This window comes from Rahnella sp. WP5 (assembly GCF_000745615.1).
Classification (GTDB): domain Bacteria; phylum Pseudomonadota; class Gammaproteobacteria; order Enterobacterales; family Enterobacteriaceae; genus Rahnella; species Rahnella aceris.
Map to the genome: position 1 here is coordinate 1 of NZ_JQJR01000027.1, position 18,710 is coordinate 18,710.

The 18,710-nt window shown below is 54.6% G+C and carries 16 protein-coding genes; 5 read left to right on the plus strand and 11 right to left on the minus strand.

All coding sequences use genetic code 11. The features are described from left to right. Window positions 1-185: 185 nt before the first annotated feature. From EX31_RS16955 to EX31_RS16965, 3 genes are all read left to right on the plus strand, one after another. Window positions 186-935 carry an ABC transporter ATP-binding protein gene (locus EX31_RS16955; RefSeq protein WP_037035756.1) on the plus strand — a complete coding sequence of 250 codons (750 nt, stop codon included), beginning with the start codon at window positions 186-188 and terminating at the stop codon, window positions 933-935. Between the two features lie 77 nt (window positions 936-1,012). After that, window positions 1,013-1,954, plus strand: a complete 942-nt coding sequence (locus EX31_RS16960) for an ABC transporter substrate-binding protein (protein ID WP_197060743.1) — start codon at window positions 1,013-1,015, stop codon at window positions 1,952-1,954. 49 nt (window positions 1,955-2,003) lie between these two features. Further along, window positions 2,004-3,662: an ABC transporter permease gene (locus EX31_RS16965; RefSeq protein ID WP_037035761.1), complete on the plus strand. Its 1,659-nt coding sequence runs from the start codon at window positions 2,004-2,006 to the stop codon at window positions 3,660-3,662. Here EX31_RS16965 and EX31_RS16970 read toward each other — a convergent pair. The 5 genes from EX31_RS16970 to EX31_RS16990 all read right to left on the minus strand — a co-directional run bounded on the left by EX31_RS16970 (window position 3,659) and on the right by EX31_RS16990 (window position 9,165). Beyond that, window positions 3,659-5,152: an MDR family MFS transporter gene (locus EX31_RS16970; protein WP_037035762.1), complete on the minus strand. Its 1,494-nt coding sequence runs from the start codon at window positions 5,150-5,152 to the stop codon at window positions 3,659-3,661. The two genes, EX31_RS16965 and EX31_RS16970, sit on opposite strands and share 4 nt — an antisense overlap. Before the next feature lie 169 nt (window positions 5,153-5,321). Then, entirely contained in the window at window positions 5,322-5,825 is a 504-nt protein-coding gene (locus EX31_RS16975; RefSeq protein ID WP_037035764.1) for a hypothetical protein, read from the minus strand. Between the two features lie 39 nt (window positions 5,826-5,864). Further along, window positions 5,865-6,551 (minus strand): dethiobiotin synthase, encoded by a 687-nt coding sequence (gene bioD / locus EX31_RS16980; RefSeq protein ID WP_013575444.1) that lies wholly within the window; start codon window positions 6,549-6,551, stop codon window positions 5,865-5,867. A gap of 323 nt (window positions 6,552-6,874) precedes the next feature. After that, window positions 6,875-8,098, minus strand: a complete 1,224-nt coding sequence (locus tag EX31_RS16985) for a sugar metabolism global transcriptional regulator Mlc (RefSeq protein ID WP_013575443.1) — start codon at window positions 8,096-8,098, stop codon at window positions 6,875-6,877. Between the two features lie 167 nt (window positions 8,099-8,265). Then, window positions 8,266-9,165, minus strand: a complete 900-nt coding sequence (locus EX31_RS16990) for a LysR family transcriptional regulator (RefSeq protein WP_037035766.1) — start codon at window positions 9,163-9,165, stop codon at window positions 8,266-8,268. 140 nt (window positions 9,166-9,305) lie between these two features. Between EX31_RS16990 and EX31_RS16995 the strand changes: the two genes are divergently transcribed. Further along, window positions 9,306-10,598, plus strand: a complete 1,293-nt coding sequence (locus EX31_RS16995) for an MFS transporter (RefSeq protein ID WP_037035768.1) — start codon at window positions 9,306-9,308, stop codon at window positions 10,596-10,598. 46 nt (window positions 10,599-10,644) lie between these two features. Here the strand turns inward: EX31_RS16995 and EX31_RS17000 are convergent, their stop codons facing one another. The 6 genes from EX31_RS17000 to EX31_RS17025 form a co-directional block, all read right to left on the minus strand. Continuing rightward, window positions 10,645-11,739, minus strand: a complete 1,095-nt coding sequence (locus EX31_RS17000) for an ABC transporter ATP-binding protein (protein ID WP_013575440.1) — start codon at window positions 11,737-11,739, stop codon at window positions 10,645-10,647. Between the two features lie 4 nt (window positions 11,740-11,743). Continuing rightward, window positions 11,744-12,586, minus strand: coding sequence for a carbohydrate ABC transporter permease (locus tag EX31_RS17005; RefSeq protein ID WP_051931073.1), 843 nt, complete (start codon window positions 12,584-12,586; stop codon window positions 11,744-11,746). A gap of 10 nt (window positions 12,587-12,596) precedes the next feature. Then, complete coding sequence (locus EX31_RS17010) at window positions 12,597-13,520, minus strand: carbohydrate ABC transporter permease (protein WP_013575438.1); 924 nt, start codon at window positions 13,518-13,520, stop codon at window positions 12,597-12,599. A 63-nt stretch (window positions 13,521-13,583) separates the two neighbouring features. Beyond that, complete coding sequence (locus EX31_RS17015; protein WP_037035770.1) at window positions 13,584-14,864, minus strand: ABC transporter substrate-binding protein; 1,281 nt, start codon at window positions 14,862-14,864, stop codon at window positions 13,584-13,586. A gap of 60 nt (window positions 14,865-14,924) precedes the next feature. Continuing rightward, on the minus strand, window positions 14,925-16,103 hold the full coding sequence (locus EX31_RS17020; protein WP_013575436.1) for an aminotransferase class I/II-fold pyridoxal phosphate-dependent enzyme: 1,179 nt from the start codon (window positions 16,101-16,103) through the stop codon (window positions 14,925-14,927). After that, window positions 16,090-16,803 carry a FadR/GntR family transcriptional regulator gene (locus EX31_RS17025; RefSeq protein WP_013575435.1) on the minus strand — a complete coding sequence of 238 codons (714 nt, stop codon included), beginning with the start codon at window positions 16,801-16,803 and terminating at the stop codon, window positions 16,090-16,092. The genes EX31_RS17020 and EX31_RS17025 overlap by 14 nt, the downstream gene beginning before the upstream one ends. Window positions 16,804-17,110: 307 nt before the next feature. Here EX31_RS17025 and EX31_RS17030 point away from each other — a divergent pair, with 307 nt between their 5' ends. Continuing rightward, complete coding sequence (locus tag EX31_RS17030) at window positions 17,111-18,319, plus strand: FAD-dependent oxidoreductase (RefSeq protein ID WP_037035772.1); 1,209 nt, start codon at window positions 17,111-17,113, stop codon at window positions 18,317-18,319. The last annotated feature ends 391 nt before the right edge of the window (window positions 18,320-18,710 follow it).

The following is an 18,710-nucleotide window of genomic DNA, read 5'->3' on the forward strand; positions in this document are numbered from 1 at the left end:
AGCGCGCAGTGAAAAAAGCGCGGAGTCCAGAGGCCCGCGCGTTACCGGGTCTCTGGTCGGTGTGGGCCGACGCCCACGACCTTAAGGCCAGTTTGGGTGGCAACCCAAGGTTTTGTCATCCGTCCGTCACATTCCCCCTTTACCCTCACCTGCACTAATAAGTCCCAAAGAGGATAGTACCAACCATGATCATTCCAGCTACAGCCAGCGGGAATGCGCCTGCGCGCATGTCTTCTCCCCCCGCGATCTCTGTCCATCAGGTGTCCCATTTCTTTGGGAGCAACCCGGTACTCAATCATGTCAATTTATCCGTGCCGGAAGGCACGATCCTCGCCCTGCTTGGCCCTTCCGGCTGCGGAAAAAGTACGCTGCTGAAAATGCTGGCAGGATTACTCCATCCTGCGTCAGGACAAATCAGCTTCGATGGTGTCACTGTCGCCAGCGGGAAAATCAGTCTGCCACCGGAAAAACGTAATCTCGGGATGGCCTTTCAGGATTATGCCCTGTGGCCGCACATGACCGTGCGCCAGAACGTCGCGTTTCCGTTGCAGATGCGCGGCATCCGCGGTGCGATACAGCAGGAGAAAGTGATGGCGGCGCTGGAGCGCGTCGGACTGGCGAATTTTGTCTCCCGCCGCCCTGCCGAACTTTCCGGCGGTCAGCAACAGCGTGTGGCCCTCGCCCGCGCCATTGTGGCTGAGCCACGCATTTTGCTGTTCGACGAACCGCTGTCGAATCTTGACCGCGACCTGCGGGAAAGCCTGTGCGAGGAAATGGCAACATTGTTGCGCCAGCTCGGCACCACGGCGGTGTATGTCACCCACGATCAGCACGAGGCTCACGCACTCGCTCACCGCATTGCGCGCATGGACAAAGGCGCGATCGCCAGCATTGACCCGATTGACCCTTCCGTTGTTTCACCTTTTGTTGCTTAACCTTTGATGGAATGAAAATGATGACCCGCACACACAACAAAACCTCCAAAACGTTTTCCCGTACCAAAACAGGCGTAATGACAGCAATGACTCTTTCTCTCGCAATGGCGGCAGGCAACGCACAGGCACTGACGCTCTATACCGCCGGGCCGGGCTCGCTGGCAAAAAAACTGGCGGCAGGCTATGAAAAACAAAGCGGCGTAAAAGTCGATGTGTTCCAGGCAACAACCGGCAAAGTGATGGCTCGCCTGGAAGCCGAACAGGCCAACCCGCGGGCCGATATACTTATCTCAGCATCCTGGGATACCGCAACCGATCTCGAACAACGTGGCTGGTTGCTTGAATACCAAAGCCCAAATGCGGCACAGGTTCCCGCGCAGTTTAAAACCCCCTATTACGTCGCCCAGGGTATTTCCGCACTGGGCATCGTCTGGAACACAAAAAGTGGGACGACCGAGCCTAAAGACTGGGGCGATTTAGCCAAACCGGAATTCAAAGACAAAGTGACCACGCCGGATCCGTCTCTCTCCGGGGCGTCTCTGGATTTGCTGATCGGTCTACAAAATGCCCACGCGCAACAGGCCTGGAAACTGTTTGAGGATCTGAAAGCCAACGGCATGATTATCGCCGGACCCAACGCACAGGCGCTGACGCCGGTCTTACAGGGCGCGAAAGCTGCGGTATTTGGCGCGGTCGATTATGTGTCTTACGCCAGTATGCAGGACGGTGAATCGGTCAAAGTGATTTTCCCGAGCAGCGGAACGGTTATCGCCCCGCGCCCGATGATGATCCTCAAATCCAGCCAGCAGCCCAAAGAAGCCAAAGCCTTTATCGATTACGCGCTGTCGCCTGAAGGCCAGAAACTGGTCGCCGATGCCTGGCTGATGCCAGCCCGTACGGATATCGACGCCAAACGCCCGCTGTTTAAATCGCTGAAATTATTACCGGAAGCATCACAGGCTTCCGCATCACGTAAAGACGTTCTCGACCGCTTCGCGAAACTGTTCGGACAGCAATAATCCCTTCCCGGGCTGTTTGAAAAAACAGCCCGCTTCTGAGATTTAATCAATGAATAGAAATGCTTTCCTGCCGGGCATGACGGGCATTGCGCTGTTACTGCTGGTCGCGGTGCCAGTCAGTTTTGTGATTTTACAGGCGGTCTTTCCGCATCTGGATGCCGGCAGTTATTCGGCACCGTTCAGTGCATTTTATCGTGTTTTCGAAGAACCTCAGTTACGTGAACTGTTCGCGACAACATTAAAAGTCGGTCTGGGCGTGGCGATATGCAGTGGCCTGGTTGGCATTCCATTAGGTGCCTTGCGCGGCCTGTTCGTGCTACCCGCCGCCGCGCTGTGGGACATCCTGTTTCTGGTGCCCTTCCTTTTACCGCCATATATTGCCGCGCTGTCGTGGATGCTGGCGTTACAGACCCACGGTTATGTCCAGCAACTGCTGCCGTGGCTGCATCTGAATGATTTTTTGTTTTCGCTGCCGGGCATGGTGATGGTGATGACGCTGAATGTGTTTCCGGTCGTGTATTTCGCGGTATCGCGCAGCATGGCCGCCAGCGGCAGTCGTCTGGCAGATGTTGCGCGTATTCATGGTGCGGGTCCGTGGCGGGCATTTTTGCGCATCACTTTACCCATGGCATTACCGGCAATGGCCTCCAGTTTGTTACTGGCGTTTACGCTGTCGATTGAAGAATACGGCGTGCCCGGCGCGCTGGGTTCGCGCAGCGGCATTCTGATGCTCACCACCGGCATCGAACAGCGCCTTGCCGACTGGCCGATCGACCTGCCCGGCGCGGCAGTGCTGTCGCTGATGCTGGTTGCGATTGCGCTTTGTGCGTACAGCGTTCAGCGTGCAGTGCTGGCGGGCAAGAATGTGGAAAGCGTGACCGGCAAACCGGCGGACGTGACACAAAAAACGCCGGGAGTCTGGACAATTCCGGTGCTGATGTTGTTTACAGCGGTGGCAGTGATTGCCGTCGCACTGCCGATTGTCTCCACGCTGGCCACGGCGTTTTCCCGCACGTTGTCCGGCGGGCTGTCGTGGCAGAATCTGACCTTCCGCCACTTCAGTAATCTGTTTGCCGCGCACGGCGACGCGCTGAGTGCGCTGTCGACCAGCCTCAGTCTGGCGCTGGGTACCGCGCTGATCGCCGGGGCGACCGGCTTTCTTGCCTCGTGGCTGGTAGTGGCACGAAAAATTCGCGGTGCGGCGGTTATCGACGGTTTATCGCTGTTACCGGCGGCATTGCCGGGGATTGTGGTGGGTGTCGGTCTGATTCTGGCCTGGAACCGCAGTTTCTGGCCGGTGACGCCGTACAACACCTGGGGAATTCTGCTGCTGGCTTACTGCTGCCTGTTGCTGCCTTATCCGGTGCGTTATGTCAGCGCCGCGTTGAAGCAGATTGGCGGCAATCTGGACGCCGCCGCACGGGTGCACGGTGCCACGGCGGCGCAGACATTGCGTCTGATCCTGCTGCCGCTGGTATTTCCGAGCCTGCTGGCATCAATGATGATGGTTTTTGCCGTGGCGTCACGGGAACTGGTGACGTCCCTGCTGCTTTCACCGGCGGGCGTACAGACCGTATCGGTGTATGTCTGGCGTCAGTTTGAACAGGGTTCGGTGGGCGACGGGATGGCGATGGCGTCGGTTGCAGTGCTGCTGAGCCTGACGCTGATGTTGATTGCGGTCAGGCTGCAACAACGGCCCCCGGCTTAGCTTTCCCGCTGCGGTTCAGCGTGCGGGCGGTCACCGGAGGGGATCAGCAAACCGGCGGCGACTGCCAGTACCGAAATCACTGCAGACACCACAAATACCCAGTGCAGCGACGCCGCCACGCTGTCGGTCAGAGCACCCAGTTGCTGGCTATCCATTGCGCTGCGGGTGGCTTTTTCCATCAGTTGCTGTACCGGATCGTTTACCTGCGGCAGACGATATTGCAGATTCAGATTCAACGTTGCGCCAAGCACCGCGGTGCCAATGGCGGAACCCAGCATACGGGTAAAGAGTGTTGAGGCCGTCGCGATGCCGCGGATAGCCGGTTCAACGCTGTTTTGCACCGAGACAATAAAGGTGGTATTACACAACCCCATGCCCGCGCCAATCGAAAATGCCGCCAGACGCGCCATCCACAAACCGGACGATGGCGAAAGCAGCAACAGCGCCAGACTTCCGCCGACCAGCAATAATCCGCCAATGACCGCCGTTGCACGATATGAAGTCGCCTGCATCAGACGGCTGCTGAACATGCTCGCCAGCGGCCAGCCAATCGACATCAGCGCCAGCGTGGTGCCCGCCTGTAACGGCGTTCCGCCGAGTACGCCCTGCACATAGGTTGGCAAAAATGCGCTGATACCCATCATGGTGGCGCCAATGATCAACCCGCCAACATTTCCGGCAATAATCACTTTGCTTTGCCACAGCGCCAGCGGGAACAAAGGCTCCGGCGTTTTACGCTCCTGCCGGATAAGCAGCCATGCGCTGCCAACGGCTAATGCCATCAGTGCCAACGCCCAGTAACCCAGCACTTCAGCCTGCAACAGCGCCAGGAGTAAGGCCGCGACAGAAAGGGTCAGATAACCGGTACCGGCCAGATCCAGCTTATGTGGTTTACGCTGTCCGTCCGGCGGCAGGTATTTCACCAGAATGACCATCGCCACCAGGCCGACAGGCACGTTCACCCAAAACACCACCGCCCACGGGAAATGGGAAACAATAAACGCTCCCATCAGCGGGCCGACAATCGCCGAAACGCCCCATACGCTGGACAAATATCCCTGCGCTTTTGCCCTTTCCTGCGGGCCGTACACATTGGCAATCAGCGTGGTGGCTATCGGCGTGATTGCCCCTGCACCCAGTCCCTGTAAGGCACGAAAGCCGATCATCCAGCCAAGCGAAGGGGCGAATCCGCACAGGACAGAGCCGATCAGAAACAGCGTGGTGCCGATGAAAAACATTTTCCGGCAACCATACAAATCCGCCAGCCGCCCGTAGATGGGTACGCTGATCGCCTGCGTCAGCAGATAGACGGCAAACACCCAGCCGAGCAGCGAGAACCCACCCAGATCGCCAATAATGGTCGGCATCGCCGTCGCGACAATGGTCACTTCTACGGCGGCCATAAACATCGACAACATGCAGGCGGCAAGGATTAGAGGTCGGTGAGAAGATTTAACAGCAGACTTTACTTCAGGATGATTGACGGCCATGTTCTTTGTTTTCTTTAGCATTGTTTTGATGAGTGCACGCAGGCAGATACCAAATTATAGACAAAAAAGAGGCGCCGGGTTTGCACACAGCGCCTGTTAAGGACAGTTTAATTATGACAACATCAGTTATAAGTGTTGACTAAAAAAAGATGATTTATTGAGAAAGCGATTATGCGTCCTCTGGCCTGAATAAATGGATGGGTAAAGTGAGGCGTACGGGGGCTAATAAGTTGGAAAAAGCCAATGAGCGGGAGGGAGCAAAATGTCCACTACCATTAGTCCAGCGCGTCAGTCGCCCGGCACTAAATACGAGCTCACCAGCGAAATAAACTCCGCGTTCCCTTTCTATTATCACTCCCCCTTTTTTATGTTCACAGATACCCGTAAGAGAAGTATGTCCATGGACATTTTGATAATCTGCCTTGCCGCAAATAACAGCCCCCGGAGCATCATCCATGATAGCAAACACCCAGCCACCTCCATTTGGTACAAGGGTGCGTTGAGGATCCATTATATTAACAAGTTTATAATTTCCCGCCGCCTGACGGATAACTTCATAAACATATAACGGATTAGCGGGTTCCTGATCGACACATTTAGGGTCGATCACTTTCATCATTTTGCGTTTAAGCAACATGCTGTTCAATTTTGAATATTGCTTTTTTTCAGGCATTTAATTCCATCCATGATAAATTTTAAAAAACCGTCAGCCTCATACTTTAATCACCATTTCCAGGTTAAAGCTGGACAGGTCGATAAACTTCGCCATATCGCGGCTTTCCGCACGAGGTAAATACGGAATTTCACCGAGCAGCGGTGCGGAAATATTGACGCTGAGCGCATCAATCGTTTCCTGGTAATGAGCCAGACAGGGATTAATGCGGTTCGCCACCCAACCAAGCAGTGGTAAACCATCCGCAATAATCGCCTGCGCGGTTAATAACGCATGGCTGACACAACCTTCCTGAATACCTACCACTAATACTACCGGCATATTTTGCTGGCGGACCCAGTCCGAATATAAAAGATGCGGTGTGATCAATGTTCTCCAGCCGTCGCACCCTTCAACTACAACGGAGTCAGCCTCCTTACGCATGAAATTAAGACCGTTAGTCATTATTTCAAAAACATTTTCAGGGACCTGGCTGGCATAAATATCTTCATCAGCTAATGCCAGCGGAGTTATTTTATTAAAAGGATAAGAAATTGAAGATGACTGCTGGAGCGTTACCGCATCTTTATTTCGAACCCCGTCGGCCAGCTCCTGACTGCCTGTTGCAATAGGTTTATAGCCTAAAACGCAGCGATCCTGCGCGGCTAAAGCCTGAAGCAAGGCACGTGTGACAATGGTTTTACCTACACGGGCATCCGTACCCGTGACGAAAAAGTGCGTTAACATGGAATTCAGGCTCCGGGATCTCTCCGTCTTATTGAAAGATAGTCTCCGGTAAGAACACACCGCCAGAGACAAAGTCACGACAGAAAGTCTAGGCGATGCGGGATGAGAGCGGTTTGCGTTAGCGCAATGTTTTGTTGACTGTCCATGCAGTTAATGCGGAGGGCTTATATTTTTTTATTTACGAACACAGGTTAATGATATATCCCAATTAATGGAAATTACGACAGGGCGGCAAGGAAGAAAGTCCCGATGCGCTGACGAAGATCAAGGATTCGGGCGAACAAATGCAGCCAATGCAGAAGTAACTTCAATTTTGCAGGATATTAGCCTTGCAGTAATTTAATTAACAGGGATCCGCTATATAACGCATCTTTCACTAACGCCGCGCCGGGCATCGTTCCCTGATTATAGAATTGTGTCGATTCAAGTTTGATATTTTCGCTATAGGCGGGAAGCGATTGCTGCTGAATACAGGACATTATCGCGGGATGGAGAATATCCTGAGATAAATTCAGCGGTGAGCCGATCAGCACTTTCTCCGGATTAAACAGATTGACCATGATCGCCAGAATGCGTCCAACGCTTTGTCCGACGCTAATGATCACATCACGCGCTAGCTGATCGCCACGGTTTGCTGCATCACACACGGCCTCGATAGTCAGCGACACACCATGCAGTAAGCTGGCCGGAACCGGTACCGTTAACCGCTGACGAACCAGATCAAGAATGCTGTCAGTGCTGGCGACAGTTTCAAGGCAACCGTGATTGCCGCAATAACAGCGCTTGCCGTAAGGATCGACCTGCGTATGGCCGATTTCCGCCACACTGCTGCTGCCCGCGTGCAACACGCGCCCGCCCGTGATCACCCCTGCTCCGACGTTGTGATCAATCACCACCTGTACCACATTTTTACAACCCCGGGAGGCACCGTATAGCAACTCGGCCAGCGTCCAGGCACCGATATCGTGCTGCACATACACCGGCAAACCGGTGTGCTCAGACAGCGTGTCGCCCAGCGGCATATCAAACACGTCATGATAAAACGGCATGCGGTGCACAATGCCACGCCGTGCGTCGATCATGCCCGGTAAGGTAATGGCGATGGCGGTGAGACGTTCGAGTTTGCGCTGATGACGGATAAAAAACTGATCGATTTCCGAAATAATACGTTTAAGCAGAGGTTGCGACGCCTGTTCCGGCAGCGGGAGGACTTCTTCTACCACCAGTTTACTGCTGAGATCACGCAGACCCAGGGTAATGGAACCGAGGCTGATACGTGCTGAAAGGTAATGCCAGGCCTGCGTATCGAGCGCTAAACCAATGGCCGGACGCCCGCGGCTACCGGGATCCTGAAATTCAGTTTCCAGCACCAGATGCGCCTGGATTAACTCACGAACTATCTTGGTGATACTGGCAGGAGCCAGTTGTGCTTTCTTTGACAATTCAATGCGCGAAATAGGACCAAACTGATCTATCAGGCGGTACACAGCACCGACATTGGTTTGTTTTATCTGATCTATATGTCCTGGTTGCCCGTCGGGGATCACTCAAGGAACTCCTGTTATTTTCGCGCTTCAAAATAAAGATTAGGGCTATGTTGGAGTTTTTGTTATATGTCGTCAACTATTTGATTCGTTATGTGATTTGGTGCACAAATTGCGCGAAAACACGCTCAGAATTGACTGGAAATACAGCATCTTCTGACTTCGCCTCCTTATTCTTCGTGTAACAACAAATCCATAAATGCCCGGGCTGCGGCAGTCGCAGGACGCCGCGCGTGATTCACCAGCCAAAGCTCTGTCGTGCCCTGCAGCGTGCCAAATCGCAAATACCTCACCCCTTCAACCTGAATACGCAGATAAGAAGCGGGCAGAATTGACACCCCGAGACCGGCCGCGACCAGGCCGATAATGGTCAGCGGTTCGCCGACTTCCTGAGTGATATACGGCGTGATCCCCTGCACTTTGAGCTGGCCGAGTATATCGTCGTAAAGCGACGTGCCGACATCTTTGGAGAAAAACACAAAAGGCTGATCGGCAAGGTGCTGAAAAGTCAGTTCACCCTCTTTAAGCGCATTCAGCGGATGGTCTTTGTGCACCACAGCAATCAGCGGCTCGGACAGCACAAGATGGTGTTCCAGCTCCTCCGGTAACTCGCCATTACGCATAATGCCCAGATCCAGTTTTCCCTCCAGTAACGGTTCGATCTGCTGTTTGCTGTTGAGCTGCTCAATGCGAATATTGACATCCGGATAGGTCAGACGAAAACGGTGCAAGGTGCGGGAAACACGACGTAAAAACGGTGCCGAAGAGGTCAGCCCGAGGGTCAGATTGCCTGACTCGCCGCGATGAATGCGTGCCGCCTGAGCGGACGCCTCACCGACACGCTGCAAAATCTGCCGGGCTTCCGGCAGAAACGCCTGTCCCGCCTGCGTCAGCCGCACGCTGCGGTTGTTGCGGTAAAACAGCGCGGCGCCGAGATGGGTTTCCAGCGCCTGAATTTGCTGGCTCAGCGGCGGCTGGGAAATGTGCAGACGTTCCGCTGCCCGGCCAAAATGCAGTTCCTCGGCAACAGCGATGAAATAACGTAGATGACGCAGTTCGATGTGGTTCATGATGTGGATTAATTCACCCGATTGATACTTTAAACATATCGTTTTTGACTGATTAATATATTAGACAATAAACCTCGCAGCGTTAAAATTCTTATACATTTTAAAATTAAGTTTTACAGCCCCCGTATTAAGGACTTCCAGTGAAAACCTCCCGGCGGATTTCCGCTGCACCAGCCAGTGATTCAGTTAACGACGACGAGTTAAATCCTGAAACCCCCGTCGCCCGCTCCGGACTTAAAACCCCTTTTATCAAACGTGGTACGCCGCAATTTATCCGCGTCACCCTTGCGCTGTTTTCAGCGGGTCTGGCGACGTTTGCCCTGCTGTATTGCGTCCAGCCAATCCTGCCAGTGTTGTCGCATGATTTCGGCGTTTCACCGGCCACCAGCAGCCTGTCGTTGTCGTTGTCCACCGGTTTAATGGCGATTGGTCTGCTGTTCACCGGGCCAGTTTCTGATGCCGTCGGGCGTAAATCAGTGATGGTGGTGGCGTTATTTCTCGCTGCGGGCTGCACGCTGGTCTGTTCCTTTATGCAAAGCTGGGATGGCATTCTCATCATGCGTGCGCTGATCGGCCTGTCGCTGAGCGGCGTGGCGGCAGTCGCCATGACTTATCTCAGTGAGGAAATCCACCCGAGCGTGGTCGCTTTCTCGATGGGCCTATACATCAGCGGAAATTCTATCGGTGGCATGAGCGGACGTTTGGTCAGCGGCGTGCTGACGGATTTCTTCTCCTGGCGTATCGCCGTTGCCGTCGTTGGTTTCTTCGCGCTCGCGGCGGCAATTATGTTCTGGCGCATTCTGCCGCCGTCAAAACATTTCCGGGCAAGCTCGCTGAAACCACGCAAGCTGCTGATTAACTTCAAGCTGCACTGGCGCGACAGCGGCTTGCCGCTACTTTTCGCCGAAGGTTTCCTGCTGATGGGGAGTTTCGTGACCATGTTTAACTACATCGGTTACCGTCTGCTTTCATCGCCCTACAATCTGAGCCAGGCGATTGTCGGCATTATCTCTGTGGTCTATCTGATGGGCACCTACAGCTCGCCGAAAGCCGGTGCGCTGACCGGTGTTTATGGCCGCGGTCCGGTGCTGATCGGCGCAACAGCGCTCATGCTGCTGGGGATTTTGATCACCGCCTTCTCGCCGGTCTGGCTGATTTTCATCGGTATGATCCTGGTTACCGGCGGGTTCTTCGCCGCCCACTCCGTCGCCAGCGGCTGGATCGGGCGTCGTGCACGCCGCGCAAAAGGACAGGCTTCCTCGTTATACCTTTTCAGTTATTACGCAGGGTCGAGCGTCGCCGGGACATCAGGCGGATTCTTCTGGCACTCATTTGGCTGGTACGGGATTACCGGGTTTATCAGTTTGATGCTGATTGCCGGTGTCGGTTTCGGCTTTAAGCTGATGAGCTTATCTGAGGCGAAAGCGGTTTAACTGGTTTGCTCCTCACCCTTCGCAGGGGGAGGAGCAGACCCAAAATCTACTCCCCTAATTTCCCCATTCGCCGCTGGCTATCCCCCTCAAACAACTGCATTCGCGCAGTATCAATCTGTACCCACACGCGATCCCCCGGCGCGGCACCCGATCTCACCATGCTGTAAACACTCAGGCTTTCACGGCCAAATTTACCGTGGATCAGTTCGCTCAGACCGGTCGGTTCAATCAGCGTGATGTCCAGCGGCACGGCGCCCGGCGCACCCTCTTCGCACAGCACAATGGCTTCAGGGCGGACGCCATAAATCACCTCTGAACCACTTTGCAGATTCATGATTGAAGGATCCACCGGCAGCGTTAATTCCGGCGTAATCCGTAACTGCGGTGCAGAATCACCCAGTTCCAGTGTGCCGTTGATGAAGTTCATTGAAGGCGACCCGATAAAGCTGGCAACGAATTTATTGGCCGGTGTGTCGTACAGTTCCAGCGGCGTGCCGACCTGCTGGATCAGGCCATGATTAAGCACCACGATACGGTCGGCGAGGGTCATGGCTTCGACCTGATCGTGCGTCACATAAACAATGGTGTTTTTCATTCTCTGATGCAGGCTTTTGATTTCAATCCTCATCTGCCCGCGTAACTGCGCATCCAGGTTGGAAAGCGGTTCATCGAACAAAAACACCTGCGGTTCGCGCACGATTGCCCTGCCCATTGCCACCCGCTGACGCTGCCCGCCGGAAAGCTCTTTCGGGCGGCGATGCAGCAGCGCAGTCAGCCCGAGGATATCGGCAGCTTTATTTACCGCAGCCTCAATCTCCGCTTTCGGGCGTTTTTGTACTTCGAGGCTGAAGCCCATATTGCGCGCCACGGTCATGTGCGGATACAACGCATAACTCTGGAATACCATTGAAATGTCACGGTCTTTCGGCGCTACCTGATTCATCAGACGCGAACCAATATGAATGTCCCCCGCCGTCGCCAGTTCCAGCCCGGCGATGGTACGCAGCAGGGTCGATTTACCGCAACCGGACGGCCCGACCAGCACCACAAACTCACCGTCTTTAATGGTCAGGTTGATATGTCGCAACACTTCGACATTTTCGTAACGTTTTTGAAGATCGGAAATCGTAATCTGAGCCATAAAATTATCCTTTAACCGCACCCGCAGTCAGCCCCTGAACCAGGTAACGCTGAATGAACGCAAAGAACAGACAGGCAGGAATGAGCGCCAGCACGGCCGCCGCCATCATGTCGCCCCATGAAACCGCGAATTTCGACACAAAACTGAGTAAGCCAACCGGGAACGTCATCACCTCGTTTTTGTTGATGAGCATCAGCGAGAACAACAATTCGCTCCACGCGGCGGTAAACACGAAACCTAACGTTGCCGCCATGCCCGGTAACGTCAGCGGGATGATGACTTTGCGCAGCGCCATAAAGCGGCTGCACCCTTCCAGCATCGCGGACTCTTCCAGATCCTTCGGAATGCTGTCGAAAAACGACTGCATCAGGAACGTGGCAAAAGGGACGTTAAAGGCGGTGTAAATCAGCACCAGCCCCAGCAGGCTGTTGGTCAGGCCGAGTGGTGCCATTACTTTGTAAATTGGCGCGAGGATCATCACCAGCGGGAACATCTGCGTAAACAGCAGCAGCGCGGCCATCACCGTTTTGCCGCGAAAACTGAAACGGGAAAACGCAAAGCCTGCGCCGGCAGCAATGATCGTGGTCAGAAATGCCGTGCCGAATGACACAATCAGACTGTTGAAGAAATACAGTGGAAACTGGCTTTCCGTAAACACCCGCTGAAAATGTGTCAGCGTCATCTCACCCGGCCACATCCGCACGCCTTCGCTGTAGAGCAGTTTATCCGGTGTGACTGAGATTTTGATCAGCCAGTAAATCGGGAACAGCGCGAACACCAGGTAAAACAAAATCCCCAGCCGGTGTCCGCCCTTGCGCAGCCACGCGTTGAATGACAATGCGTTCATATGAGCCTCCTTATTTCAGCAACTGATGGCGGATGCGCAGTAAAACCAGCGCGTAAAGCGTCATCAGCACCAGCAGGAACACTGCCATCGCCGACGCATAACCAAAGTCGAGTTTGCGGTACGCAGTGGTGAAGATGAAACTCGACAGAATCGAGGTGGAATTGGCCGGGCCGCCGTCGGTCATCACCACAATCAGGTCGGCGAAATTCGCAATCCAGATGGTGCGCAGCATCACCGTGATGGCAATCATCGGTGCCAGAAACGGCAGTGTCACTTTGCGAAACTGCTGCCAGCCGGTCGCCCCGTCCATGGCCGCCGCTTCGTACAAATCTTTCGGAATCGACTGCAACGCCGCCAGCAACGTTATGGCGAAAAACGGAATGCCGAACCAGACGTTGGCCACCACCGGGCCGTACAGCGCCAGTTGCGGATCAGACAAAATATTGTACGGCTCGGAAATGATATGCAGGTCAGCCAGCCAGTAAGGCAGTACACCAATCACCGGATTGAGCAACCACGCCCAGGTCAGGCCGGAGAGAAACGCCGGAACCGCCCACGGCAGAAACACCAGCGCCTGCACCCAGCGGCGGCCGGGAAACTCACGGTTGAGCAATAAGGCTAACCCCAGCCCCAGCGCGAACTGCAACACCAGTGAAGTCAGTGTCCAGTTGAAGGTATGGCGCAGCGCAGCATAGAAATGCCGGTCATCAAACATGGTGCGGAAGTTATCCAGCCCGACCCAGCCGGTATCGAAAGGGTTAAGCAACTGGATGTTCTGAAAAGCATAGGAAATGCCGATGGCCATCGGAACAAAGATAAACAGGCCGATCAGCACCAGCGTCGGGCTGAGATAAACCCAGGGTTCCAGCAGCGCCCGCAAACGCGGGAAGCGCGGCACGGCAGCGGTGTCTGGCGGTGAAACTTCCAACATCATGACGCGTCTCCGTTGAGAAGAATATCGAACTCCGGCAGCAGATTCGCGCCGGAGTTATCCGGTTTACTTTTGCGCAGCCAGCCAGGCTTTCTGTTCTTTGGTCAGGTATTTCGCCCAGTCTTTCACCATGCTTTCGGTGTCGTTCTGGCCGAGCAGCGTTTCCTGCGAACTGTCTTTCACAATCACCGAGTTGAAATAGCCCCAGCCTTTGAGGTGCGTTGGCATAGTCAGCGGGATGTAATCCGGGCTGTTCAGCTCGGCAAACCAGCCTGCAAACTGCGGCGCGTGGTAATACGCATCCTGCTCTGCGCCCTTATAAATCGGTAAGGTGCCGACAAATTTCGACCAGGTGAGGTTGTTTTCTTTGTTACTGAGGAAGGAAATCAGATCCCAGCTTTGATCCTGATTTTTGCCCTGTTTGAACATCGACCAGCCGGTATAACCGATGGTCGGATAGGCTTTGCCGTTCGGCCCGAGCGGCATTGGCGCGACCGAGAAATCGTCAGGATTCATGCTGTTTTTGATGGCGATCAGCGCGTCCGGATCCTGATCGAGCATTGCGCATTTACCGGAATAGAATCCGGAGACGATTTCGTTAAAGCCCCAGTTGACGCTGTCTTTTGGCGCATAACCCTTCTGGTACATATCCACCAGGAATTGCGCACCTTTAATCGCACCAGGTTTGGTCAGCGTGCTGTTGCCCTCTTTATCGAAGAAGTCCGGCGAGCCGTTCATCGCCGCCATAAACATCATCCAGGCATTCGTGCCGCCGACGCCGCCGCGCATGCAATAACCGCTGATGCCGTTACCCAGCGCGCTGATTTTCTTCGCATCCGCCATAAACTCATCCATGGTTTTCGGCGCGTCGGTCAGACCCGCCTGCTGGAAGAGTTTTTTGTTCCAGAACATGGCCCGCAGATAAAAACCGTACGGGATCATGGTGGCGGTGCCGCCGGAAGAACGCGCCATGGTCAGCGTTTTGTCAGTCAGATCCGGCGTGCCCGACCAGCCTTTCAGCCGCGGTTCGAGATCAGCCAGCATGCCGTTACTGGCATACAGCCCTTGCCAGGTGTCCGGCATTTCCACCACATCCGGGTATTGTCCGCTCTGGATCATGGTGCCAAGCTTTTCAAACGCCTGTCCCCAGGGCAGCGACACCACGTCGATCTCGACATCAGGGTGCTGCGTTTTGTAAGCGGTTAACATTTTTTGCAGCATTTCAGTACGCGCCGGGCTGGTGATCACTTCCACCAGCGTCAGTTTGGTGGCGGCAAAACTGGCGCAGGAAAACAGGCTGACGCTGAGCGCCAGCAGGCTGAGCGCATGACGTTTCGGGTGTCGCATAATCTTGATTCTCCACGGTGAAAAAAGTCGGAACACAGGAACGGTCTTTCAACAAAGGCCTCAGGAACAGGCGCTTTCGATGGCGTTTTTCAGGTCACGCCATAAATCTTCGGTCTCTTCCAGCCCGATAGAAATGCGGATCACGCGGGGCGACACACCGAAATCTATTGCCGAGTTGAATTCGCCCGCCTGATTCAGCACAGAAATGGCTGGCATCACCAGACTTTCGAAACCGCCCCAGCTGACCCCCATACGGAACAGGTTCAGCGCGTTACAGAACGTCGGAATATCGATGCCTTCGCTCAGCTCAAAGGAGAACAAACCGCTGTAGCCGGTCAGCGTGGAAGTCGGCAACGGGTCAAGTCCCGGATGATTCACCTGCGTGATGCGCGAATAGCCCTGCAACCGGCGCGCCAGTTCCAGCGCACTTTCGTGATGCTGGCGCATACGCAGCGGCAGCGTGCGCAGGCCGCGCAGCAGCAGCCAGGCTTCATTGGCAGAAAGTTTGCCGCCTAAAAACGGGCTGATATAACGACTGATGGCGCTGATGCGTTCCTGGCTGGAAATCACCAGCCCGGCGACCACGTCGCTGTGCCCGCTGATGTATTTCGACGCGGAATGAATGACCAGATCGATGCCCGCAGCCAGTGGCTTCTGGAAAATCGGCGACGCCCAGCTATTGTCGATCATCGTTATTACGCCGTATTTTTTCGCCAGTTCCGCGATGGCCCGCAGATTTTGTTCGCCCATCACCCAACTGTTCGGGCTTTCGAGATACAGCAGTTTCGCGCCCTGCATCGCCTCTTCCAGCGCGGGCAGTGAACCGCCATCGACAAACTGTGATTCAATCTGAAAACGGGTGCAAAAACCGCGCAGAAAGCGGTAAGTGTCCGGGTAGACGTGATTCACGCACACCACTTTATCGCCGGGACCGGCCACGCTGAGAATGGCGTTACTGATCGCCGCCATGCCGCTGCCGAACGCCAGACAGGCTTCGCCGCCTTCCAGTTGCGCCACTTTTTTCTGCAATTCGACGACGGTCGGGTTATCAACGCGGGAATACAAAGCATGGTCGCTGTCGCCGCGAAAACGGGCAATCATGCTGTCATAATCAGTGAAACTGAATAACGAAGACTGATAGATTGGCGGCGAAATCGCTCCGCGATCGTGGCGGGCGTCGTGCACTAAACGGGTGTTTTCCCCTAATTCAACAGGCTGGCTCTTATCATCTTGCTGCATTGATCACTTCCTTCATGTCACGTTCAGTTATGTTCAGAATGTCGTTGCTTAGCCTGCGCGCGTTTTCCGGTTCACGGCGCGCAATGGCTTCAAATAACATGCGATGCAGCGGAAAAGAGTCGCTGAACAGCGCCTGCTCAGGCGGCGATTCAAAAAAGGCATGCAGCAGGTCATAAATGCCGCCGACCATTTGCAGCAGCAGCGGATTGTGCGCCGCGCTGTAGATTGCCGCGTGAAACTGCCAGTCTTCTGCCCCGGCGGAACCGACGCTCAGATGGACTTTTTCCATCACATCCAGCTTCTGTTCGATAAACAGCAAATCGCTTTCCGTCGCACGTACCGCCGCCAGCGCGGAAGCCTCGCATTCAATGATCCGGCGCACTTCCAGTGCATGAAGCATGGTGGCTGAGTCATTCTTAAAGCGCAGGGACAGAAAGCTGTCGTTAGCGGTAATTTCAGACTGCAAAAACGTGCCGCTGCCTTTTTTGCGCACGATAATCCCCAGCGCTTCCCAGCGTTTCAGCGCCTCGCGTACGGTGTTACGGCTCACCGCCAGCCCTTCGGCCAGCACGCGCTCAGGCGGCAATTTCTCGCCGATACGGGTGCCGGACTGCGCCACATAGCGGGTCAGTGCATCGAGCACCAGCGTGTCGCTTTGTTGTGGCGCAATCGGATGCAATAAATTTATGTCGCCGTTCATTGGCTTCTCCGCACTTTGGCTTGTGCAAACATCGGCCATAATTGGCCCAACAACTCAACCTGTGGACCACTTTGCAATTTGTCTGCCAGTTTTAAAAACAACCGTTAAGCGAATGATTTACAGACACAATGAGTAAATTTCATCCCAAACGGGAAAGCAGCGACACGATCGCGGTGGTGCAAAAACATGGAGTTTTGTTACGACGCTGTGCAGGAAATGTTCTGTGATGTAGCACGGGATGAATTGACGCCCACTCGTGCAAATGATAATTGTTATCATGTAAATTCATCCCCTCAGGCAGGTTGGAATGACACCGAACACTGAATCCTCCGCAGCAGCGTCCTGCTGCATCGTCGGCGGTGGCCCCGCAGGATTAATGCTGGGATACCTTCTGGCGCGAAAGGGAATTGACGTCACTGTGCTGGAAAAGCACAGCGATTTTTTACGCGATTTTCGCGGCGATACCATTCATCCGTCTACACTGGACATCATCTGGCAACTGGGTTTTCTCGACGAGTTCCTCGCCCTGCCGCATCAGCGCGCTGAAAAGCTTTATGGCGAGATCAACGGCCAGGAAACCACGCTGGCGGATTTCAGTCATCTGCCGACGCAGTGCAAATTTATCGCTTTTATGCCGCAGTGGGATTTTCTCAACTTCATCGCCAGCAAGGCTGCGCAACTGCCCAATTTCCGGCTGATTCATAACGCGCAGGTCCTGTCATTGCTGGAGGATAAATGCCAGGTATCCGGCGTTCTTGCTGAAGTGAATGGCGAAACGCAGCATTTTGATGCAGATCTGGTCGTCGGCTGCGACGGGCGTAATTCCATCGTGCGCGAACAGGCCGGGATGGAAATCCGCCGTTATGGCGCGCCACGTGACGTGTTATGGCTGAAAATCCCCAAACGCCCGGATGATCCTCAGTGGTCGATGGGGCATCGCGGGCCAAAGAAAAACTTCATCATGATCGACCGGGGTGATTACTGGCAGTGTGGGTATTCAATCCCGAAAGACAGCCTGAATGCGCTCAAAGCACAGGGCATCGCGCCTTTTCTCGACCTGCTGGCGGAAGTGTCGCCGTTTGAGCGCCAGCGCTTAGCCGACGATATTCTCAGCTGGGAAAACGTACGCTTGCTGGTGATCCGCATCGACCGTCTCAAAGAATGGGCTAAACCGGGTCTGTTGTGCATCGGCGACGCGGCACATGCAATGTCACCGATTGGCGGCGTCGGCGTGAATCTGGCGATTCAGGATGCGGTGGCGACAGCGAATATCATCACTGAACCGCTGAAGGCCGGACGCCTGACGCTGCGACACTTAAAACGTATCCAGCGCCGCCGCGCGTTCCCGACGTGGGCGACGCAGGCATTACAGATTATGATCAGTAAAGCAGGACAGAAACAAAGGAAGCGTGCCCCTTCACGGCTGGAAGCGTGGCTGCGCGGGCGGAAATTTATACCTTTCCTGTTTGGACGCCTCATCGGAGTCGGGTTTTATCGGGAAATCCCGAAGCTTTGATTTTGGGTTTGCCATCCGAACTGGCCTTAAGGTCTAGGTCTAGGTTAACACCTTGGGTTGCCACCCAAACTGGCCTTAAGGTCTAGGTCTAGGTCAACACCTTGGGTTGCCACCCAAACTGGCCTTAAGAGGCGCCTATCGCCGCGCCTCTTAAGAATCTCCGGCTCTTTTACTGCGCGCTCCGCTCGCTGGCTATGTTTCAGGTATCACGGCGACAGGCTGGAAATCTTGCCGCTTTGCGGTCCCTTCTCTCGGTCCTGGAGCCTTTGGTCTCCAGGCCGCTCCGTTCAGCAAGATTTCTGAATCGCCCGCACGATCTTAAAGTCAAAGACAGAATGTTGTGATCTTTTAGAAAAGTGGATTGGCGTGATCAAAAATGGCACCGAATGAA